The sequence below is a fragment of the Symbiopectobacterium purcellii genome, assembly GCF_019797845.1.
In the GTDB taxonomy this organism is placed as follows: domain Bacteria; phylum Pseudomonadota; class Gammaproteobacteria; order Enterobacterales; family Enterobacteriaceae; genus Symbiopectobacterium; species Symbiopectobacterium purcellii.
Genome location: NZ_CP081864.1, coordinates 3,861,199 through 3,881,268, shown reverse-complemented (window position 1 = coordinate 3,881,268; position 20,070 = coordinate 3,861,199). Strand labels below are relative to the sequence as shown.

The following is a 20,070-nucleotide window of genomic DNA, read 5'->3' as shown; positions in this document are numbered from 1 at the left end:
GTTGTTTATATCCGGCCGCGGCGGCGTACCCCATAGTAAGGTCAGGCTTGTGCAGGAAAATGGCATCAGACTGCTGTTGGGCATTTAGGGTAAATGTCTGGCGATTGCAGCAAAAAGCGCAATGAGTGCGCTGCCTGATTGGTAACCCCCTTCATCAACAATTCCCCTGAGGCCTCCCCTCTCTGATCGGCATTTTTCGGCCAGCCTGGTCATGACTGAACCGGTTTATCTGATTGATTAGACGGTAAACATCACCTTCCCGATGCTTTCAGCCTTAACCGGGTTAGCCAATTAATCTACCGACACATCGGCTTCCTTAGAGAGACACAATAATGAAAAAAAGTACGCTTACCCTTATCCTCAGTGTGTTAATGGGCTCCGCGAGTGCAATGGCGGATGCTGGCAAGAGCAGCATTGAAGCGCGTTTGATGGCGCTGGAACAGCGCCTTCAGGCTGCGGAACAGCGCGCGAGCATGGCGGAAGAGCGGGCGGATGCGGCAGAAAAGCAGACGCGTGAGAGGGTGGCCGCGCAGCAGAAAACGCAAACCACCGCGATGCCGGTTGAACCACGCACCGCAACGTTGGAGCAGAAGGTCAGTGATAACCATGGTTTTGAGTTTCACGGCTATGCGCGATCCGGTCTGTTGATGAACTCTTCAGCGGCAAAATCCCAGGGTGGGCCTGCCGTGACGCCAGCAGGGGAAACGGGCGGTAACGTCGGGCGTCTGGGTAATGAGCCGGATACCTATGTTGAAGTGAACCTTGAGCATAAACAGACGCTGGCGAGCGGAGCCACCACGCGTTTCAAGGTGATGCTGGCCGATGGGCAGCGCAGCTATAACGACTGGACCGCATCCAGTAGCGATCTCAATATACGCCAGGCGTTTACTGAACTGGGTCATTTGCCCACGTTCACGGGGATGTTTAAAGACAGCACCGTGTGGGCAGGGAAACGCTTTGATCGCGATAACTTCGATATCCATTGGATTGATAGTGACGTGGTATTTCTCGCCGGGACCGGTGCCGGTATCTACGATATGCGCTGGGATGATAACGCCCACAGCAATGTCTCTGCCTATGGACGGACGTTCGGGGATACGGAGAACCGTGAAAACACCGCGCAGAACTACATTCTCAGCCTCAATCATTTCCAAGGACCGTGGCAACTGATGGTGAGTGGTATACGCGCCAAGGATAACGATGCACGGCGCGATGTGGATAACCATCTGGTGAAGGGGGATGCTGCTAACAACGGGGTCCACGCCCTGTTTGGACTTCACAGTGACAGTTTTTATGGTATGCGCGCAGGGACATCCAAAACGGCGCTGCTGTATGGGCACGGGTTAGGGGCTGAAGTGAAGTCGATAGGTTCTGACGGTGCGCTATTGCCCGATGCAGGTACCTGGCGATTGGCGAGCTACGGCATCACGCCGCTGGGCGGTGGCTGGCACATTGCGCCTGCACTGCTGGCACAAACCAGCAAGGATCGCTACGTAAAAGGAGATAGCTACGCGTGGGCAACCCTTAATCTGCGGTTGATTCAGGAAATCACCCGTAACGTTGAGATGCAATACGAGGGCAGCTATCAATATATGGATCTGCGGCCACAGGGCTACAACAGCCGCAATGGGGTAAGCGGTAACTTCTATAAACTTACCGTCGCACCGACGTTAAAAGCGGGCGACATTGGTGAATTCCTCAAACGCCCAGAGATTCGCCTGTTTGCTACCTGGATGAATTGGGATCGTCGGCTGGATAACTACGCCAACCGTACTAACGGTGGCAACAGCGACGGTTTTGGTAGCAATGGCTTTGTCGCCGGTGGCGAGTGGAATTTTGGCGTGCAGATGGAAACCTGGTTCTAAAACTTTCCCCCTGGTAGAGGCCACTTTGCCAGGGTACAAACAGCGGTAATGACGAAAAGGCAACCTGCGGCGCGATAACGCCTTGGTGTCAGGACGCGGAAAATAAAAATAGGGATTAACCGCATTTTCGCAGCATTAAACATTTTAAAACGCGAAAAATACCACCAGCGCTTATCGGTAAGCGCGATCGCCCATTAGCGCAGACCTAAAAGATAGGTATTTCCAGAATAAAGCGAAAGGGCGTTCTCTGGATAAAGGTTAATTGATTTTTAATAAAAAGTTATATTTTGGCTGGCTGCACTTTTAGCTGGCACGCGCGAATCGAATTGGTGCAACCGACTCAACGGTGCTTTTTTAATTGCCTATCACTTTGCATTCCTTCACTTGTTTTATCCATGATAATCAATCAATTGATTGCTGCTTTTTACTTCTGGCACATTTGTTGCTGATTCTTTCTCCGCTAACAGAATATATCCCTGTGGCACGCTAACTGATCGACGCACTGGGCCAACTCTGTGGCTCCATTCTACTAAAGGGACGTAATCTCTTATTACTGATGAGGCGATGATATGAATCACAAACTGGTCAAACTGACGGTAGCAGCAGCATTGGTTTCCTCTGTCATGGGTGCCGCCAACGTAATGGCGGAAGAAATTAAAATTGGCGTCGTGTTACCGTTAAGCGACCCGCTCAGCGGATATGGTCAGCCCTCGCAGAAAGGCGTTGAGCTGGTAAATAGCATGGAGCCGACGCTGAAAAATGGCGATACCGTCAAACTGATCATTATCGATGACAAAAGCGACAAGGTAGAAGCGGCTAACGCCATGCAGCGTCTGGTCTCGAGCGATAAAGTCGATGCGGTGATCGGTGAAGTGACCTCCACCAACACGCTGGCGATGACCAAAATGGCGGAAGACACCAAAACGCCGCTGGTTTCTCCCACTGCCACCAATGACCGCGTCACCCGTGGTCGTCAATATGTGAGCCGCGTGTGCTTCTCTGACAGCTTCCAGGGCATCGTCGGCGCTAATCTGGCATCGCGCGATCTGGGTGCCAAAACCGCGGCGATTATGTATGACAGCAGCAACGACTACTCCGTGGGTCTCGCCAAAGCCTTCCGTACTCAGTTCCTGAAAAATGGCGGCACCATACCTATCGAAGTGCAGGCACCGGGTGGCAGCAAAGATTTCAAAGCCCAACTCTCCTCGGTTAAAGCCAAGAATGTCGACATGATTTATATGCCGATCTACTACACCGAAGGCGCGCTGATTGCGGTACAGGCCAAACAACTGGGCTTGAACGTACCGGTCGTCGGCGGTGACGGTCTGGCGGCGGATCCGGTGTTCTTCAAACTGGGTCAGGACGCGGTAGAAGGCTACATGACCACCGATTACTACTCACCGAATGCCAAAGAGCAAACGCCGGAAGGGGAGAAATTCATCAAAGCCTGGACGGAAAAATACAGCGAACCGACTCATACCTGGGGCGCGATGACGGCAGATGCCTACAAGATGATCATCAATGCCATGAACCAGTGTGATAACCCGAAAGATCGTGTCTGCGTCAATGACAAAATCCGTGCTACCAGCGGCTTCACCGGTATCACCGGTACGCTGACGCTGAAAGATGGCGATGCTATCCGCAGCGCGGTGATCAACGAAGTGAAAAACGGCGAACTGGCGTTCAAAACGGTGGTAAACCCGTAATCGCGGGAAAATAAGGATTAAAAAATGGATGCAGCCATTTTCTTCCAACAGGTCGTTAACGGCATGAGTTTGGGCAGTATGTACGCGCTAATCGCCATCGGTTATACCATGGTGTATGGCGTGCTGCGTCTGATCAACTTTGCTCATGCAGATATCATGATGGTGGGGGCATTTCTTGCCCTGTTTGGTACCACCTATTTTGCGCTGCCCTTCGGGGCAGCAATTCTGTTCGCTGTGCTGTTTTCTGCGCTGCTCGGGGTCTGTATCGATCAGATTGCCTATCGGCCACTGCGCGGCGCGTCAAAAATCTCCATGCTGATCACCGCCATCGGTGTCAGCTTCTTTTTGGAAAACCTGTTCGCTGTGCTGTTTGGCGGCAGCCCGCGTTTCTTTGAAACGCCGCCGTTTTTCAACCGCACTATCACCTTCGGTAGCATCATCATCACCAACGTGGCCTGGATTGTGCCGCTGGTGACGCTGGTGACGCTGGTGTTGCTGGCCGGGATCTTGTTCATTCTCTACCGCACCCGTCAAGGCATGGCGATCCGCGCCGTGGCCTTTGATGTCAACACCGTGCGCCTGATGGGGATCGATGCCAACCATATCATTGCGTTTGTGTTTGCGCTCGGCAGCTCACTGGCGGCGCTCGGCGGGATCTTTTACGCCACCAGCTATCCCACCATCGATCCGCTAATGGGCGTTCTGATCGGCCTGAAAGCCTTTGCCGCTGCGGTGCTCGGCGGGATCGGCAGCGTCACCGGTGCGGTGATCGGCGGCTTCATTCTGGGGTTCACCGAAGTGGTGGCAGTTGCCGCGGTGCCGGAACTGGGGGGCTATAAAGACGCCTTTGCATTTATGTTTTTGATTTTGGTTTTGTTATTCAGACCGGTCGGCATTATGGGCGACGAACGGTTGGAAAGGAGTCGCTTCTGATGAAAATGCCAGCCACGTCTCTCTCTCAGCTTTTTTGTTATGCTGCGCTGCTGGTTGTCAGTGTGTTGATGCTGAGCGTTTTCCAAAATCTGTTTAACGACTACATCATCCGCATTATCTGCAACATCTTCATTTTTATGATCTTGGCGGTGAGCTACAACCTGATTAACGGCGTCACCGGGCAGCTCTCGCTGGAGCCAAACGGCTTTGTTGCGGTCGGGGCTTACGTGACCGCGATTTTGCTGTTAACGGCCGATGCCAAAACCAACATGTACGAAATGGCTGCGCCCAGCCCGTTCATTTTGGCTATTCATACCTCGTTTTTACCGGCGCTGTTGATAAGCGGCCTGTGCGCTGCGGTGCTGGCGGTGTGTCTCTCGTTTCCGGTGTTCCGGGTGCGCGGAGACTACCTGGCGATTGTGACCCTGGGTTTTGGCTTTATTATCAAAATTCTGGCGATCAATAACCCGCAAATCACCAACGGTGCCATCGGCATCAATGAGATCCCACAGGCCAGTAATATGCTGTTCTGGTGTGGGTTGGTAGCGCTGGCTGCCATCGTGCTGGTGTTGCAGGTGGTGTATTCCAAATACGGCCGTGCCATGAAAGCGGTGCGTGATGATGAAGATGCGGCGATCGCCATGGGCATCAACACCTTCCGCATGAAAACCTATGCCTTTGCCACCATTGCCTTTTTCGAAGGTATCGGCGGTGGCCTGCTGGCGTCGTTGCTGACCATTATTTCGCCCGACCTGTTTGACTTCATGCTGACGTTCCAACTGCTGATCATCATTGTACTGGGCGGTTTGGGCAGCACCACGGGGGCTATTCTTGGCACCATCATTGTGATTGGTAGCGGTGAATGGCTGCGCTTCCTCGATCAGCCGCTTAATCTGTTTGGTCAGGATCTGGGCTCACACCCCGGCTTGCGTATGGTGGTGTTCTCCCTGGTGTTGCTGATCATCATGCTGTTTGCCCGCGAAGGGCTGCTGGGGAAACAGGAGATTTGGGAAATCAACAGGAAGCGCCGTCATGGAAAATAAAACGGTTCTTAACGTCGACAACATTGTGATGCAGTTTGGCGGACTGCGCGCGATTGACGGCGTCAGTTTCAGCATCAATGAAGCCGAGATCTTTGGCCTTATCGGTCCGAACGGTGCAGGCAAAACCACCATGTTTAATGTGATCACCTCGAACTACAAGCCGACCTCGGGCTGCGTCAGTTTAGGGGATATCACCATCACCGGGCTAAAACCCAACGTGGTGGTCAACAAAGGGATTGCGCGCACGTTTCAAAATATCCGTCTGTTCGGCTCCATGACGGTGCTGGAGAACGTCTTGATCGGTTTCGATCGTGCGATTCATTACTCCTTTCTTGAAGCGGCACTGCACGTGGGGCGTTTTTTTTCGGCAGAACGCAAAGCCAAAGAAGAAGCGATGAAGATTCTGGAGTATATCGGTATCGCCCAGCATGCCAATGCCCTGGCCACTAACCTCAGCTACGGCAATCAGCGCAAGGTGGAGATTGCCCGTGCACTGGCGACCTCGCCGTCTTTGCTGCTGCTGGATGAGCCCGCCGCCGGCATGAACCCGAAAGAGACCAGTGAACTGGCGCAGCTGATTTTCAAAATGCGTGATGACTTCAAACTGACGGTGCTGTTGATCGAACATGACATGTCGTTTGTGAATACGCTGTGTGAACGCGTCATGGTGCTGGACTACGGCAAACCGTTATTTAGCGGGAAGACTCAGGACGCGATCAACGACAAAACGGTGATCGCCGCCTATCTGGGGGACATCGATTATGCTTAAGGCCGAAAATCTACAAGTGTTTTACGGGTTGATTCAGGGACGGAAAGGCGTCGATATCGAGGTCAACAACAGCGAAATCGTTACCCTGATCGGCAGTAACGGCGCAGGCAAAACCTCAGCGCTGAGCGGCATTCTCAACATGGTGAAATCGTCGGGCACCGTCACCTTCCTCAATGAAGAGGTCACACACAGCCAAACGCACCAGATTGTGCGCAAAGGGCTGGCGCTGGTGCCGGAAGGGCGCAAGGTGTTCACCAACCTGACGATTGAAGAAAACCTGGAAATGGGGGCGTACAACAACCCGGTCAATTTCCATTATCTGTGTGAAAAGATGTACGCCCTGTTTCCACGCTTAAAAGAGCGCCGTCATCAGATGGCGGGCACCATGAGCGGCGGCGAACAACAGATGCTGGCGATTGCGCGCGCCCTGATGAGCGAGCCTGTCTTGCTGATGCTGGATGAACCCAGCCTCGGGCTGGCACCGAAGATTGTGGGGGAGGTGTTCAATATCATCAAGCAGCTACAGAAGGAGAACATCACCATTCTGCTGGTGGAACAGAATGCGACGGCGGCATTGAAAATCGCCGACCGTGCTTATGTGCTGGAGAATGGCAATATTGTGCTGCACGGTGCGGCGGCGGATATTCTCGCCAACCCTGAGGTGAAACGGATGTATCTCGGGGGGTGATCCCGCGCGTGTGCCTGTTTACTCATGATTTCCGCGTGAGCGGAGATCATGAGATTGCCCGTAATTCTTGGTATAGAAAAACCCGCCATTGACGCCGTCTGCTATGATCCTGACAATGCTCTCCCTTTTATCCAACGTACTGTTTATTGAATACGCTGTTTAGTAAACCAACGGTGCCGTTGATAACCCGGTAGGACTTTATGGAAGCGTGGCTGGATCATTTTGTGACCCAATCTGTCACCTATTCGCTGATTGCGGTGATGTTAGTGGCTTTTTTGGAATCGCTGGCGCTGGTGGGGCTGTTGCTGCCCGGCACGGTGATGATGGCGACGTTGGGCGCGCTCATCGGTAGCGGGCAACTGAGCCTGTACGCAGCGTGGGGGGCCGGGTTGGTGGGCTGCCTGCTGGTAGATTGGATATCCTATTTCATCGGTTGGAAATTCAAAACCCCGCTGCACAACTGGTCGTTTTTAAACAGACACCAGACCTTGCTGCGCCGCACGGAACACGCCTTGCACCAACACCCGATGCCCACCATCATCATCGGGCGCTTCGTTGGCCCAACCCGACCGTTAATCCCGATGGTAGCAGGGATGCTGGCGCTGCCACCCGCGCGCTTTGCGCTGCCGAATATCATTGGCTGCGTTGTCTGGCCACCGGTCTATTTTCTGCCGGGTATTCTGGCGGGCGTCGCGTATGACATTCCGTCCGGTGGCAACAGCGCGTCATTCCGCTGGTTGCTGCTGGGGGTGGCAATCGTGGTGTGGCTTGCCGGATGGCTAAGCTGGCGCTGGTGGAACAGCCGAAAGCAAACCAAAAGCCGCAAACGCTTGGCGTGGTTGACCGTGGTGCATTTACGCTGGCTGGCGCCGTTGACCACGGCGGCCGCTGTCGCGGGTGTGGTGATGTTACTTCAACACCCGATGATGCCGGTGTACAGCCATCTGCTAGGGAAAGTGGTGTTGCGGGGATAATGCACCGCGTTGATGCGCCACGACGCTAGACCTGTTTGAAACGTTGTTTTACTATCGTCCCCGCGTGAAGGCAGCGGCAGTCCACTGGATTGCCGTTGTTCACGTTACTCTCATAACCAATGGATGGAAAAACAATGAAAAAGATCGTGATTACGGCGCTGGTGCTGTTGATGAGCGCAGGGGCTTATGCCGCTGGGGATAAAAGCAAAACGATTACGGCGAAAAGCTACGGAGATAAGTGGCCGTTCACCTTTGAAAAAGGGGAACTCATCTGTTCGACCGGCATCGTGGTGCTGAAAAACAGTAAAGATGGCAAGGTTTATGCGCTTAATGGTATGGCAAATGCACTGGCTGATTCAGGCCGTAAATTGGGCAAGTCACCCATTTTGAATAATAAAGCCGTGACCAAACACGATCCGCAAGTGGCCGGTTATCAGATGTCTACCGTTGATATCATGATGGAAGGCCGCGAACTCTGTAATTAATCGCGATGTGCGCGCTAGCAGGATGACTCAGCGCATCCTGCTAAGTGCGGTAACGCGCAGAACGTTAGCGATAAAACTCAGCCACCTGATCAAAAATGCGCATGTCGGCACCGTGGCGGCGCACCTGTAGCACATCTTCCAGCTTTTCGACCTGACTGATCATCTGCGGTAGCCGGCTGTCTTCCTGCACCAGAAGCCAGATGCGGCTCTCTTTGCCTCCGGCTAGCGGCATACACAGAATGCCTTCCACGTTATAAGCGCGACGGGCGAACAGTCCACACACATGAGACATGACGCCAGGGTGGTTGCGTACCGCCAGTTCTAGCGTTACGTGAGACGAAGTTGATTGATTTTGCATGGTGTCAGTCTCCAATCATATCGGTGTTGGCCCCGCCCGGCGGCACCATCGGGTATACTTTCTCGTTGGCATCGATAGCCGCATGAATCAGAGCCGGGCCCGGCGTGTGCAGGGCGTCTGCCAGCATGGCGGCCGGATCGTCTGCGTTATTCAGGTCATAGGCCGCGAAGCCGAAGCCGCGAGCGATGCTGATAAAATCGGTTTGGTAGCGGTAGTCAGCGGCGAAGATGCGCTGTCCATAGAACAGGTCTTGCTGCTGGTGCACCAACCCTAATGCCTGATTGTTCATCAGGATGATCTTAACATTAAGCCCCTCTTCGGCCGCCGTTGCCATCTCTTGAATGTTCATCATGATGCTGCCGTCGCCGGAAAAGCACACCACAATTTTGTCGGGTTCTGCCAGTGCGGCACCCATTGCCGCGGGCAAGCCAAATCCCATGGTGCCGAGGCCGCCGGAGGTTAACCATTGGCGCGGCCGACGCAGCGGGTAGCTCTGTGCCACCCACATCTGATGCTGACCCACGTCGGTGGCGATGATGGCATCGTCCGTCAGCGCCTGCGCGGTGGCTTGTACCAGCCCATAATGGCTCAAGGGGTCGTCAGCGCCCGGCATGCGCAACGGATAGGTGTGCTGTAACGCCGATACTGCCTGATGCCATTTTTCCCGTTTTTGCGGTTCAATCAACGGCAACAACAGTGTCAGCGCTTCACCCACATCGGCATGCAGCCCAACGTGCGCCTGGCGAATTTTTCCCAGTTCCGCTGCATCGATATCGATATGGATGATGCTGGCATCCGGGCAGAATTGCTCTGCTTTACCGATAGCACGATCGTCAAAGCGCGCGCCCAGTACGATAAGCAAGTCAGACTGCTGCAAAATCAGGTTAGTGGAACGGGCGGCGTGCATGCCTAACATGCCGAGTGACAGCGGGTGATCGGTCGGCATGGCACCGAGCGCCATCAGCGTCATGGTGGTCGGCAGGTTGGCGCGCTCGGCGAGTTCAATTGCCTGTTGGTGGGCCTCGGCGCTGATGATGCCACCGCCCAAATAGAGGATGGGGCGCTCGGCCGCATTGATCATTGCGGCGGCCTGCGCGATGGCTTGTGTATCGATGGCGGGGGTGAAATCGGGTTCAGCGCTGGTTGGTAGTTCGGACAATTCGATGGTGGCGGTTTGAATATCTTTCGGAATATCGATCCACACCGGACCGGGACGCCCTGATTGCGCGATGCGAAACGCGTCTGAAATCACGCGTGGCAGTTCGTTGATGTCCCGCACCAGATAGTTATGTTTGGTGACGGGGATGGAAATGCCATAGGTATCCACTTCCTGAAAGGCATCGGTGCCGATCATGGTCGAGGAGACCTGACCAGTAATGCACACCAGAGGGATGGAATCGAGTTTCGCATCGGCAATCGCGGTAAGCAGGTTAGTGGCCCCCGGGCCGCTGGAAGCCAGACAAACGGCGGCTTTGCCGCTGGCACGCGCCATGCCCTGCGCGATAAATCCTGCCCCTTGCTCATGGCGGGCGAGAATATGGCGAATGGTTTTGCTCTGCCCCAGCGCATCGTACAGCGGCAGTGCCGCCCCGCCGGGAATGCCCGCTACCGTGGTGATGCCCTGCTGTTCCAACAGCCGGACGATCAACTGTGCTCCGGTATAACGCATAGTAATATCCTTCATCTGGGCCGGTGCGTTTTCGGAGCGGGGAGGTAAAAACAAGAAACCCCGCTCGGCTTGCGCCGGCGGGGTTTGGGAATCGTGCTGTGATTCGGAACCCGTTACGGCGCGTCGCCGACGACGACCACGCGCACGACGACGACCGCGTCAACATGCGCGGTGTGTAGTAGTGCAGAAGTCATAGCAGCGGAGTGTCTCACGGGGATCCTGTCAATCAGTCAGTTAGTTAGCCGTTTTATATAAGCACGGGCGTTGCAACAGGCGCAATACCCACAAGGAATAAAAAGTGAAAATTTTATTCAGCTCACAAAATACTCTGTGTTGAGTCGCAACCCGGTGTAGACAATCCGTCACGCGCTGCACGGATCCCCAGTATCCGCGCCGCTTCACTGCTACCGTCACACAGTGACGTCGTGGGGCCATCGTAGGCGATGCTCCCATCGACCAGCAGCAGACTGCGTGGCGCTATACGTAACGCGTCATCCAGATTGTGCGTGACCATCAGCAGCGTAAGTTGCTGCTCTGCACACACCGTATCAACCAGCGTGAGCATATCCTGGCGCAGCGCCGGATCGAGCGCGGAGAACGGTTCATCCAGCAGCAGGATAGGGCGTTGGCGCAGCAGGCAGCGGGCTAAGGCAGCGCGCTGGCGTTGACCGCCAGACACCTGCGCGGGCAGGCGTTGCATCAGGCTACTTAAGCCCACGTGTTCGGCAATGGCGTGCAATGCCTGACGCTGTGCTGACGTGAGACGCAAACCGGGGTGCAGGCCAAGCGCAATATTTTGCTCCAGCGTCAGGTGCGGGAACAGGTTGTTTTCCTGAAACAGAATCGATACTGGACGCTCGGCGGGCGGCGTATGGCGATGATCGTCGCCATTGAGCATCAGTTCGCCGCTGTTCGCTAATAAAAACCCGGCAATCAGGCTGAGCAGCGTGCTTTTACCCGCACCGCTTGGCCCTAATAAGGCAACGCGCTCTCCCGCAGCGATGCTGACATCGAACTGCATGGGGGCCTGTTGATAGAGATAAGTGAGTTTATTCAACGACAGCATGTCGGCCCGCCCGTTTTTGCCACAGGGTCAATGTCTCCATCACGCTAAACAACGTGAAACAGAGCAGCATCAGCAGCAGTGCGGTTACCGCACCGTCTGCGCTGCGATAAGCGCCAATTTGTTGGTAAAGATAGAAGGGCAGCGTGCGGAACTGCTCATTGCCAAACAACGCGATAATGCCGAAATCCCCCACCGAGAGTACGCAGGCAAACGCCATCGCCTGCGCGATCGGTTGTTGCAGCGCGCGCAGTTCAATCAGACGTAAACGATGCCAGCCGCGAATATCCAGCGACTGACACAGCAGATTATAGCGCTGAGAGATGTCGAGCATCGGGTTCTCCAATACCTTGAGCGCGTAGGGGATAGCCATCAGCGCGTTAGTAGCAACCACCAGCCCATAGGGTGATGTCGGTAGCCCGATGGTATTGTTGAGCACAAGAAAGAAACCCGTTGCCAACACAATGCCCGGCATCGCCAGAATCAGCAGGCCGCTGATATCCATCAACTGTCCGGCCAGCCGCTGCTGACGCAGCTTCAGCTCACGGCTGCTCCACAGCAGCATCAGGGTCAGGATAACGCAAAGCACACCCGCGCCGAGTGCGATGCGCAGGGATGTCCACAGCGTTTGCCACAGTGCGGGTTGTTTTAGCACCGTCAACATCGCCGGACTGAGACCGTCCAGCACCACCGCCAGCAACGGTGGCAAGAGTAATAACAGCGCAGCAACGATAATCACGGTATCGCCCAGCCGTTCAGCCAGTGAATCCTGAGGGTTGCGCCAGCACAATTGCTGGGTATTGCCCACGGCAAACCACGAGCCGAGTCGTTGGCTCAGTAACACCAACCCCAGACAGAAAACCATCTGGATCAGCGCCAATCCTGCCGCGCGCGCAGGATCGTAATCAAAGCTCAATGCCTGATAGATAGCCAGTTCAATTGTGGTGGCGCGTGGGCCTCCGCCGAGTGAGAGTACCGTGGCAAAACTGGCGAAGCAGAGCATGAAAATCAGTGCCGCACTGGGCAGGATCTGACGCCGTAACCACGGCCATTCAATGAGATAAAAGGTTTGCCAGGCATTCATGCCCAACTGTGCCGCTAACTGGCGCTGTTCCGTGGAAATGGACTCCAGAGCTTGCAACAGCAGGCGTGTCGCCAGCGGTAAATTGAAGAACACGTGAGCCAGCAGAATCCCTTGCAGGCCATAGGGGGAAAAGGTGTAGTCGATGCCGAGCGCGCTTAACCCTTGCGCCAGCCAGCCTTGTCGCCCGTAGACGCGCAGTATGCCAAATACCGCCACCAACACCGGTAGCACCAGCGTCATGGCGCACAGGCGCAGCAGCCAGGTTCTGCCAGGGAAATGGCGGCGGTAAAGGGCGCGCGCCAGCACAATGGCGGGCAGCGTGGAGAGTAGCGCCGAAAGCAATGCCTGCCAAAAGGTAAAGCGTACTACGTACCACACATAGCTATCACCCCACAGCGTCTGCCATGGGGTATCAGGCGCCTGATGCCAGAGAGCGCCAAACGCGAGCAGGGCAACGCCTGCCAACACTGCCGCGGTAAACAGCCCTGGCAAGAGCCAGTGTGGGATCAGCGGCTGACGGCGCGTTGCCATGCCTGAATCCACTGCCCACGCAGGTCCGCCACCTGTTGTGCGCTAAACGACAGCGCTTTTTCCGGGCGCGCCAGCGACTGGAACCCTTCCGGCAGCGCCACGTCGGTGACCGGATACATCCAGTTGGTGGTCGGGATCAGGCTTTGGAACGTTGGGCTGAGGATAAACTGCATAAAGCGGTTAGCCAGCTCCGGCTGCTTGCTGGCGGTCAGCTGCCCGGCAACCTCAACTTGCATATAATGGCCTTCGCTGAACAGCGCCGCCGCGTAGTTAGTCTTTTTCTCTTCGATAATATGATAGGCCGGAGAGGTGGTATAGCTCAGCACCATATCCGCTTCGCCCTTGAGGAACAGGCCGTAAGCCTCACTCCATCCTTTGGTGACGGTGACGGTGTTGCGCGCCAGTTTTTGCCAGGCATCGGGCGCTTTATCGCCATACACCTTTTGCATCCACAGTAGCAGGCCCAGCCCCGGCGTGCTGGTGCGCGGGTCTTGATAAATCACCTTCAGCGGCTGCTCGCTGTTGATCAAGGCATCAAGACTGGTCGGCGGATTTTTCAGCGTGTCTTTGTTGTAGACGAACGCAAAATAGCCGTAATCGTAAGGCAGGAAGGTGGCATTATCCCAACCGCCGGGCAGCGTCAACGCGTCGGTTTTCACCTGGTGGGCCGTAAACAGCCCGGTATCCACAGCCGCTTTGAGCAGGTTGTTATCCAGCCCCAGCACGATATCCGCTTTGCTGTTTTTGCCTTCCATGCGCAAGCGGTTCAACAGGGCAACGCCATCTTCCAGCGCGACAAAATTCAATTCACACTCGCACTCTTTTTCGAAGGCTTTTTTAATCGCCGGGCCGGGGCCCCATTCAGACGCGAAGGAATCGTAGGTGTAAACGGTCAATGCAGGCTTGGTATTAGCGGCAGCAGAGCCAAACAGCACGGCAGAGAGACCGAGTACGGGAAGCAATAAACGGGGTAATAGCGACTGTAACACTTTGCACTCCTGGGTATATTAGGGTGGCAAAGGACTTTGAGGCAGGCGAATGCACTCTCAAATCCCTTCGCCGGTATTAACCGGATCAGGTTCGACGGGTATTTTCTCAGCATAAATACCGTGCGTTGACAATGCGATATCATCAACAAACGGCCTGCACCCCGTTGAGAACGTCATTATTGTAAAGGGTTTGTAGCATCATGGAAAGTCGGCGTCGTGCTCCGGCGGTACAAACCAGGCGGATTTAAAGTCAAACCAGCCCAACATGTTCATACGCACGCCGCGCATACTGCGCTGCCCCTGCAACTGTAACCAGTGGTGAAACAGCGGGTGAATCTCACCGCTTTCAATCAAACGTTGGCTGAAGTCGGCGATAGAGAGCGTTTGACTGTGCCAGCGCTGCGCGTCTTCTTGGAGCGAGCCGCTCAGGCAGTGACGCAGCAGCGGTAACTCATAGAGCAGGGCGAACAGTGAAAACTCCAGCGGTGGATAGCAGTTGACACTGCTCAACCAGATGTCACTTTCTGCTTCTCCCAGATACCATTGCTCGTAGTCGACTTTCTGTATATGCAGCGTCACGCCCTGCTGCGCCAGAAGGTTATGCATTATCTCGCCAATGATGCGGTATTCGGGGTGCTCCTGATAAAACGTTAGCGTCACGTCTGTCAGCCCAGCGGGTTTGGGCTGTAGGTTGACGAGACGCTGGTGGTGCCAGCGTGGTAGCAGACTGTACGCCGGTGACCAGTCATAACGGCGCGTATTGTCGGTCTGGCCGAGCAGGGCAATGGGGTGGAAAACCTGACTAATCCAGCGGCGTACCTCGCTGTTCGCGCTCTGCGTGGAGCGGGTATCAAACAACAGGAAATAGCACCCTTCCTCCATGCGGCTTTCCAACTCGTCGCGCATGGTGGTGTCGCTTTGTACCTGAATGGATACCGGCAGTTCCTCGGAGGCGTCAGGCAGTACCCAGATATTGACCTCATCGATCAGTGCCCGGTAGCCGAAATAGTCATCAAAGGCTTTTATTTTCAACTGGCTGTCGCTGTTTTTCTCCACTGCATAGGGGCCGGTGCCGACAGGGTGGCGCGCGAAATCAGCCTGTGCCTGCCAGTCGTGGGGCAGGATCATGGCATGTGCACTGCCGAGCAGCCAAGGGAGCCAACCATCAGGTTCGCTCAATTCAACATCAATCACAAAGGGGATGGGGGACGTCACGCGTGTGATGTGTGAGAACAATGCCTGCGACGTCAATCGCATCACTGAGACGATAACATCCTTCATCACCAACTCGCGCCCATCGTGGAAGCGGATCGCCGGGCGTAAATAAAAACGCCAGCGTTGTGGCGTAATTTGCTGCCAGTGGTGTGCGAGGTCCGGTGCGATTTCCCCGTTTTCCTCATTTATCTTGGTTAACCCGCTGAAGATCTGCCTGACGATATGCATCTCAGAGCGTCGCAGTGCAGAACCGGGCAGCAGGTTGCGCAGCGGACGATAATAGAGCACGCGCAGCAGATGTTTCCCCTGACGAAAACGGCGACCCAGATGGGAAAGCAACATCTGGCGTACCGTCTCTTTATCACCGATCAACTGGATCAGTTGTTCGACGCGCTCCTGCTCCAGCAGGTCTTCTGCGCGCTGTTGTTGCAGCGTTAAGCCGGTATAGATAAAACTGAGACGGGAGCGTTTTCCACGTCCCGCTTCCGCTTGCCACAGCAGCCATCCCTCTTTTTGCATGGCCCCGAGCAGTGAACGGATATGACGGCGTGAGCAGAGTAATACTCCGGCCAGCTCTTCAAGCGTAGTGTCGGTATCCTGCCCCTGAAAGCGCTGCCAGAGGCGGACAAACTGCTGTTGCAAACGTGTCGACGACATAAAAGAGGAACTCCGCGAACCAAAGTCATCAATTTATCTTTCCCTATATTACGGTGATACTGCACAACAAGGAAAGCACGGAGGTGGCTAATGGCGATTTCACGGCTCAATCAATTTTACCGGCACTACTTCTTGCATTGCCCTGGCTGCTGGCTGAGGAGGATCAGCGCTCAGCAAAAGCTGGCGTTGTTACAGCAAGTGACACAATGGCATACCGATGAAATGTCGGAAGAAGAGTACCGGCAATGGCTCTAGTGCTGTTCTGGTAGTAGAGAAACTTCTGAGTAATGGTGCTTTTCACCAGCCAGCGGCCTGCGCCGCTGGCATTTTTATTGCCCGTTAGTGGTGTTGCACGCTGTCCAGCGCCGCCAGCAACGCCTCTTTGGTCATACGTACACAGTAGGCCGGTGTGCCCCGTTCAAAGCGCCACCCTTCCGCGAGTGCGCCAACGTCGATGGCATCAAAGCCAAAGGCTTCATACAATTCATGGGCAATCTGCTTGCCCTGCGTATTGTCCCCGGCCAGTGGCAATGCGCGACGGTTGGGGCTGCCAGCCGGTAAACCATCGCTTTCCAACTGGGTCATCTGAATGGCATTAAACGCCTTGGTGATGATGGCACCGGGTAAATGGCGCGCCAGCAGTTCGCTGGTGGTGGTTTGCCCACTGTCGAGCACATCAACCTGGCCATCGCGCTCCGGGTAATAATTGACAGCATCAAGTACCTGCTTGCCCGCCAGCAGCGTGGCAGGCAACTGATCGATTGGCGTCAGCGGAACGGCTATCACCACCACATCACCAAACTGAATGGCCTGTTCCACCGTTCCTGCCTGACAGCCCACCATCGAGCGGAAGCTGAACAGCGTTTGTGGGCCGCGTGAGTTACTGAGCATTACCTGATGCCCGGTGTTAACCGCAAGCGTGGCAATCGTTCGTCCGACAAAGCCTGCGCCAATAATGCCTATTTTCATGCTGATCTCCTGTTGGGTCATTCATCAATAAGGAGCGTAATTCACCACGAAAATAAGATAAAATCACAAATGGAACTTAGATAAACAACCCATTGGAGTGAATGATGGACAGGCTGACCAGTATGCACATCTTTGTTAAAGCGGCTGAACTGGGCTCTTTTGCCGAAGTGGCAGAGGCGTTGCGTCTTTCCCCGCAAGGGGTGGCGAAGCATGTGGCCTGGTTAGAGGCGCGTCTCGGCGCTCGACTGCTCAACCGCACTACGCGGCGTCAAAGCTTGACCGATATCGGCCGCAGCTATTATGAACGCTGCAAGATAGTGTTGGCGGAAGTTGATGCGGCAGAGGCGATTGCGCTGGAGATGAAAGCCACGCCGTCAGGAACCATTCGGGTTAATGCGCCCGTCACCTTTGGTGCTTATGCGCTTGCGCCCTTTATTACCCGCTATCTCGATCGTTATCCGGATACGCAGATCGAACTGACGCTTAACGATCGTATGGTCGATCCGATTGAGGAAGGTTTTGAAGTGATCGTACGTATCGGTGAACTGGCCGACAGTTCGATGATCGCCTGGCCGTTAAGGCCCTATCGGCTGATTGCCTGCGCCTCACCTACCTATGTAGCGCGCGAGGGTTTCCCTGAGAAACCCAGTGATTTGGCGCATCACGCGTGTCTGGTGTACGGCGAATGGACGCCCACTGTGCCGTGCCGCTGGTTGTTCCAGCGTGATGGTCAGAGCGAAGAAGTCAGGCCAACCGGACGGTTTCGCGCCAATGACTGGAAAGCACTGTTGTATGCGGCTATCGAAGGTTATGGCGTTACCTTGGGGCCCGCCGATGTGTTGGGCAAAGAGATTGACGCCGGACGTTTGGTTCAGGTTGTGCCGGACTATGAAGGACCCGCCCGCCCGATGCATGTGCTGGTGCCTGCGGCACGGCGGCAAACGGTCAAGATTCGCTGTTTTGTCGAGGCGCTGAGAGAGGCGTTTGGCGAGGGTATGGGGCTGTAAAATAGAAGGCACCGCAGCGCGGTGCCTTATGACTTAACGCAAAAAGACCGGTTGCTGCTGTTCGTAGCGAGCAATCGCCTCTTCGTGTTGTAACGTCAAGCCGATACTGTCCAGCCCGTTAATCATGCAGTGGCGGCGGAAGCTGTCGATCTCAAACGGGTAGGTTTTCCCGCCTGCATTGACCGTTTGTGCTTCCAGATCCACCGTAAAGGTAATGCCTGGTGTAGCATCGACCCGTTTGAACAGGTCGTCGATATCGGTATCACTCAGTTTTACCGGCAGCAACTGGTTGTTAAACGCGTTACCGTAGAAAATATCCGCAAAGCTTGGGGCGATCACCACGTGAAAACCGTAGTCGGTCAGTGCCCAGGGAGCATGCTCACGGGAGGAGCCACAGCCGAAGTTTTCACGCGCCAGCAGGATGGTGGCTCCTTTATAACGCGGTTGATTCAGCACAAACTCCGGATTAGGCTGCTGCCCCGCGTCATCCAGAAAACGCCAGTCGTGAAACAGGTGTTGGCCGAAACCGGTACGCGTTACCTTCTGCAAAAACTGCTTGGGGATGATCGCATCGGTGTCCACGTTGGCGGCATCCAGCGGCACGACCAGCCCGGTATGTTGGGTAAATTTAGCCATCAGGCGTCTCCTTATTAATTCGCGGACGAAGGTAATTCGCGGATATCGGCGAAATGCCCTGTCACGGCGGCGGCGGCAGCCATCGCCGGGCTGACCAGGTGAGTACGACCCGCACGTCCCTGACGGCCTTCAAAGTTACGGTTGCTGGTGGATGCACAGCGCTCACCGGGGTTCAGGCGGTCATTGTTCATTGCCAGACACATGGAACAGCCCGGCAGACGCCATTCAAACCCGGCGTCGATAAACACTTTATCCAGACCTTCCAACTCGGCCATGGTTTTCACCGGGCCAGAGCCGGGTACCACGATAGCCTGCACGCCAGTGGCCACTTTACGCCCTTTGGCGATAGCGGCGGCAGCGCGCAAATCTTCGATACGCGAGTTGGTACAGGAACCGATAAACACTTTGTCGATGGCGACATCGGTCAGCTTGATGCCCGGTTGCAGATCCATATACGCCAGCGCTTTGGCGGCAGAAGCGCGCTCAACCGGATCGCTAAAGGATTCAGGATCGGGGATATTCTGGTTCACGGCGATAACCTGGCCGGGGTTAGTACCCCAGGTTACCTGCGGCGCGATATCGGCGGCATCCAGGGTGACGACGGTATCAAACACGGCATCTGCATCGGATTTCAACGTGCTCCAGTACGCCACGCCAGCATCCCAATCAGCCCCTTTCGGCGCGAACTGACGGCCTTTCAGGTAGGCAAACGTGGTTTCATCCGGCGCGACTAAACCGGCTTTTGCACCCATTTCAATCGCCATGTTACACAGCGTCATGCGGCCTTCCATGCTCAACGCGCGGATGGCGTCGCCACAGAATTCCACCACGTGACCGGTACCGCCCGCGCTGCCGGTTTTACCGATAATCGCCAGCACGATATCTTTCGCGGTGATTCCGGGCGCGGCCTGGCCTGTGACTTCAATTTTCATGGCTTTGGCGCGACCCTGCTTCAGGGTTTGCGTCGCCATCACATGCTCCACTTCGGAGGTGCCGATACCAAACGCCAGTGATCCAAAGGCGCCGTGGGTAGCGGTATGGGAATCGCCGCACACAATGGTCATGCCCGGCAGGGTCATGCCCTGTTCCGGCCCGATAACGTGGACGATGCCTTGATACGGGTGGTTCAGATCGTACAGCTGCACGCCAAACTCGGCGCAGTTCTTGATCAACTCCTGCATCTGAATACGCGCCATTTCACCGCAGGCATTGATGTCTTTGGTCTGGGTGGACACGTTGTGATCCATGGTGGCAAACGTTTTGCCCGGTTGGCGCAGTTTGCGCCCCATGGCACGCAGGCCATCAAAGGCTTGCGGGGAAGTGACTTCATGCACCAGATGGCGGTCGATATACAGCAGCGGCGTTTCATTCTGCGCTTCGAACACCACGTGGGCATCAAACAACTTCTGGTATAAGGTCTTGCTCATGG

General features: G+C 55.3%; 20 protein-coding genes and 1 riboswitch. Of the genes, 10 read left to right on the top strand and 10 right to left on the bottom strand.

Annotation, left to right across the window (positions count from 1 at the left end; genetic code table 11):
* Nucleotides 1-332 precede the first annotated feature (332 nt).
* From K6K13_RS18110 to K6K13_RS18075, 8 genes are all read left to right on the top strand, one after another.
* Nucleotides 333-1,865 (top strand): carbohydrate porin, encoded by a 1,533-nt coding sequence (locus K6K13_RS18110; RefSeq protein WP_222158226.1) that lies wholly within the window; start codon nt 333-335, stop codon nt 1,863-1,865.
* A 623-nt stretch (nt 1,866-2,488) separates the two neighbouring features.
* Nucleotides 2,489-3,571, top strand: a complete 1,083-nt coding sequence (locus tag K6K13_RS18105) for an ABC transporter substrate-binding protein (RefSeq protein WP_434064618.1) — start codon at nt 2,489-2,491, stop codon at nt 3,569-3,571.
* A 24-nt stretch (nt 3,572-3,595) separates the two neighbouring features.
* On the top strand, nt 3,596-4,504 hold the full coding sequence (locus K6K13_RS18100; RefSeq protein WP_222158224.1) for a branched-chain amino acid ABC transporter permease: 909 nt from the start codon (nt 3,596-3,598) through the stop codon (nt 4,502-4,504).
* Nucleotides 4,504-5,547 (top strand): branched-chain amino acid ABC transporter permease, encoded by a 1,044-nt coding sequence (locus K6K13_RS18095; protein ID WP_222158223.1) that lies wholly within the window; start codon nt 4,504-4,506, stop codon nt 5,545-5,547. Before K6K13_RS18100 ends, K6K13_RS18095 begins: the two co-directional genes overlap by 1 nt.
* Nucleotides 5,537-6,316 carry an ABC transporter ATP-binding protein gene (locus K6K13_RS18090; protein WP_222158222.1) on the top strand — a complete coding sequence of 260 codons (780 nt, stop codon included), beginning with the start codon at nt 5,537-5,539 and terminating at the stop codon, nt 6,314-6,316. The genes K6K13_RS18095 and K6K13_RS18090 overlap by 11 nt, the downstream gene beginning before the upstream one ends.
* Nucleotides 6,309-7,004, top strand: coding sequence for an ABC transporter ATP-binding protein (locus tag K6K13_RS18085; protein ID WP_222158221.1), 696 nt, complete (start codon nt 6,309-6,311; stop codon nt 7,002-7,004). Before K6K13_RS18090 ends, K6K13_RS18085 begins: the two co-directional genes overlap by 8 nt.
* A 200-nt stretch (nt 7,005-7,204) precedes the next feature.
* The gene (locus K6K13_RS18080; protein WP_222158220.1) at nt 7,205-7,978 is read left to right on the top strand and encodes a DedA family protein; all 774 of its coding nucleotides are present in this window, start codon (nt 7,205-7,207) and stop codon (nt 7,976-7,978) included.
* 134 nt (nt 7,979-8,112) lie between these two features.
* On the top strand, nt 8,113-8,463 hold the full coding sequence (locus tag K6K13_RS18075; protein ID WP_222158219.1) for a DUF2511 domain-containing protein: 351 nt from the start codon (nt 8,113-8,115) through the stop codon (nt 8,461-8,463).
* 64 nt (nt 8,464-8,527) lie between these two features.
* Here the strand turns inward: K6K13_RS18075 and ilvN are convergent, their stop codons facing one another.
* The 7 genes from ilvN to sgrR form a co-directional block, all read right to left on the bottom strand.
* Nucleotides 8,528-8,821, bottom strand: coding sequence for an acetolactate synthase small subunit (gene ilvN, locus K6K13_RS18070; protein WP_222158218.1), 294 nt, complete (start codon nt 8,819-8,821; stop codon nt 8,528-8,530).
* 4 nt (nt 8,822-8,825) lie between these two features.
* Complete coding sequence (ilvB, locus tag K6K13_RS18065; protein WP_222158217.1) at nt 8,826-10,490, bottom strand: acetolactate synthase large subunit; 1,665 nt, start codon at nt 10,488-10,490, stop codon at nt 8,826-8,828.
* Between the two features lie 113 nt (nt 10,491-10,603).
* Entirely contained in the window at nt 10,604-10,684 is an 81-nt protein-coding gene (gene ivbL / locus K6K13_RS18060; RefSeq protein ID WP_222161167.1) for an ilvB operon leader peptide IvbL, read from the bottom strand.
* Between the two features lie 122 nt (nt 10,685-10,806).
* A complete protein-coding gene (thiQ, locus tag K6K13_RS18055; protein WP_222158216.1) occupies nt 10,807-11,556 on the bottom strand; it encodes a thiamine ABC transporter ATP-binding protein ThiQ in 750 nt (249 codons plus the stop codon).
* Nucleotides 11,540-13,168, bottom strand: coding sequence for a thiamine/thiamine pyrophosphate ABC transporter permease ThiP (gene thiP, locus K6K13_RS18050; RefSeq protein WP_222158215.1), 1,629 nt, complete (start codon nt 13,166-13,168; stop codon nt 11,540-11,542). The genes thiQ and thiP overlap by 17 nt, the downstream gene beginning before the upstream one ends.
* The gene (thiB, locus tag K6K13_RS18045; RefSeq protein ID WP_252120542.1) at nt 13,144-14,130 is read right to left on the bottom strand and encodes a thiamine ABC transporter substrate binding subunit; all 987 of its coding nucleotides are present in this window, start codon (nt 14,128-14,130) and stop codon (nt 13,144-13,146) included. The genes thiP and thiB overlap by 25 nt, the downstream gene beginning before the upstream one ends.
* A gap of 71 nt (nt 14,131-14,201) precedes the next feature.
* Nucleotides 14,202-14,331: riboswitch (TPP riboswitch) on the bottom strand.
* Between the two features lie 24 nt (nt 14,332-14,355).
* Nucleotides 14,356-16,029 carry an HTH-type transcriptional regulator SgrR gene (sgrR, locus tag K6K13_RS18040; RefSeq protein ID WP_222158213.1) on the bottom strand — a complete coding sequence of 558 codons (1,674 nt, stop codon included), beginning with the start codon at nt 16,027-16,029 and terminating at the stop codon, nt 14,356-14,358.
* Nucleotides 16,030-16,119: 90 nt separating this feature from the next.
* On the opposite strand from sgrR, the gene sgrT reads away from it, so the two are divergent.
* Nucleotides 16,120-16,284 (top strand): glucose uptake inhibitor SgrT, encoded by a 165-nt coding sequence (sgrT, locus tag K6K13_RS18035; RefSeq protein WP_222158212.1) that lies wholly within the window; start codon nt 16,120-16,122, stop codon nt 16,282-16,284.
* Nucleotides 16,285-16,368: 84 nt separating this feature from the next.
* Here the strand turns inward: sgrT and K6K13_RS18030 are convergent, their stop codons facing one another.
* Nucleotides 16,369-16,998: an NADPH-dependent F420 reductase gene (locus tag K6K13_RS18030; RefSeq protein ID WP_222158211.1), complete on the bottom strand. Its 630-nt coding sequence runs from the start codon at nt 16,996-16,998 to the stop codon at nt 16,369-16,371.
* 104 nt (nt 16,999-17,102) lie between these two features.
* Between K6K13_RS18030 and K6K13_RS18025 the strand changes: the two genes are divergently transcribed.
* Nucleotides 17,103-18,005, top strand: coding sequence for a LysR family transcriptional regulator (locus K6K13_RS18025; RefSeq protein WP_222161166.1), 903 nt, complete (start codon nt 17,103-17,105; stop codon nt 18,003-18,005).
* A gap of 33 nt (nt 18,006-18,038) precedes the next feature.
* On the opposite strand, the gene leuD is transcribed toward K6K13_RS18025, so the two are convergent.
* On the bottom strand, nt 18,039-18,641 hold the full coding sequence (gene leuD, locus K6K13_RS18020) for a 3-isopropylmalate dehydratase small subunit (RefSeq protein ID WP_222158210.1): 603 nt from the start codon (nt 18,639-18,641) through the stop codon (nt 18,039-18,041).
* 14 nt (nt 18,642-18,655) lie between these two features.
* Nucleotides 18,656-20,068, bottom strand: a complete 1,413-nt coding sequence (gene leuC / locus K6K13_RS18015) for a 3-isopropylmalate dehydratase large subunit (protein ID WP_222158209.1) — start codon at nt 20,066-20,068, stop codon at nt 18,656-18,658.
* Nucleotides 20,069-20,070: the final 2 nt, after the last annotated feature.

What these genes read in the sequence shown, in the direction of transcription:
- K6K13_RS18110 (WP_222158226.1), top strand. Translation starts at nt 333, where the DNA reads ATGAAAAAAAGTACGCTTACCCTTATCCTCAGTGTGTTAATGGGCTCC.
- K6K13_RS18105 (WP_434064618.1), top strand. Translation starts at nt 2,489, where the DNA reads ATGGGTGCCGCCAACGTAATGGCGGAAGAAATTAAAATTGGCGTCGTG.
- K6K13_RS18100 (WP_222158224.1), top strand. Translation starts at nt 3,596, where the DNA reads ATGGATGCAGCCATTTTCTTCCAACAGGTCGTTAACGGCATGAGTTTG.
- K6K13_RS18095 (WP_222158223.1), top strand. Translation starts at nt 4,504, where the DNA reads ATGAAAATGCCAGCCACGTCTCTCTCTCAGCTTTTTTGTTATGCTGCG.
- K6K13_RS18090 (WP_222158222.1), top strand. Translation starts at nt 5,537, where the DNA reads ATGGAAAATAAAACGGTTCTTAACGTCGACAACATTGTGATGCAGTTT.
- K6K13_RS18085 (WP_222158221.1), top strand. Translation starts at nt 6,309, where the DNA reads ATGCTTAAGGCCGAAAATCTACAAGTGTTTTACGGGTTGATTCAGGGA.
- K6K13_RS18080 (WP_222158220.1), top strand. Translation starts at nt 7,205, where the DNA reads ATGGAAGCGTGGCTGGATCATTTTGTGACCCAATCTGTCACCTATTCG.
- K6K13_RS18075 (WP_222158219.1), top strand. Translation starts at nt 8,113, where the DNA reads ATGAAAAAGATCGTGATTACGGCGCTGGTGCTGTTGATGAGCGCAGGG.
- ilvN (WP_222158218.1), bottom strand. Translation starts at nt 8,821, where the DNA reads ATGCAAAATCAATCAACTTCGTCTCACGTAACGCTAGAACTGGCGGTA.
- ilvB (WP_222158217.1), bottom strand. Translation starts at nt 10,490, where the DNA reads ATGCGTTATACCGGAGCACAGTTGATCGTCCGGCTGTTGGAACAGCAG.
- ivbL (WP_222161167.1), bottom strand. Translation starts at nt 10,684, where the DNA reads ATGACTTCTGCACTACTACACACCGCGCATGTTGACGCGGTCGTCGTC.
- thiQ (WP_222158216.1), bottom strand. Translation starts at nt 11,556, where the DNA reads ATGCTGTCGTTGAATAAACTCACTTATCTCTATCAACAGGCCCCCATG.
- thiP (WP_222158215.1), bottom strand. Translation starts at nt 13,168, where the DNA reads ATGGCAACGCGCCGTCAGCCGCTGATCCCACACTGGCTCTTGCCAGGG.
- sgrR (WP_222158213.1), bottom strand. Translation starts at nt 16,029, where the DNA reads ATGTCGTCGACACGTTTGCAACAGCAGTTTGTCCGCCTCTGGCAGCGC.
- sgrT (WP_222158212.1), top strand. Translation starts at nt 16,120, where the DNA reads ATGGCGATTTCACGGCTCAATCAATTTTACCGGCACTACTTCTTGCAT.
- K6K13_RS18030 (WP_222158211.1), bottom strand. Translation starts at nt 16,998, where the DNA reads ATGAAAATAGGCATTATTGGCGCAGGCTTTGTCGGACGAACGATTGCC.
- K6K13_RS18025 (WP_222161166.1), top strand. Translation starts at nt 17,103, where the DNA reads ATGGACAGGCTGACCAGTATGCACATCTTTGTTAAAGCGGCTGAACTG.
- leuD (WP_222158210.1), bottom strand. Translation starts at nt 18,641, where the DNA reads ATGGCTAAATTTACCCAACATACCGGGCTGGTCGTGCCGCTGGATGCC.
- leuC (WP_222158209.1), bottom strand. Translation starts at nt 20,068, where the DNA reads ATGAGCAAGACCTTATACCAGAAGTTGTTTGATGCCCACGTGGTGTTC.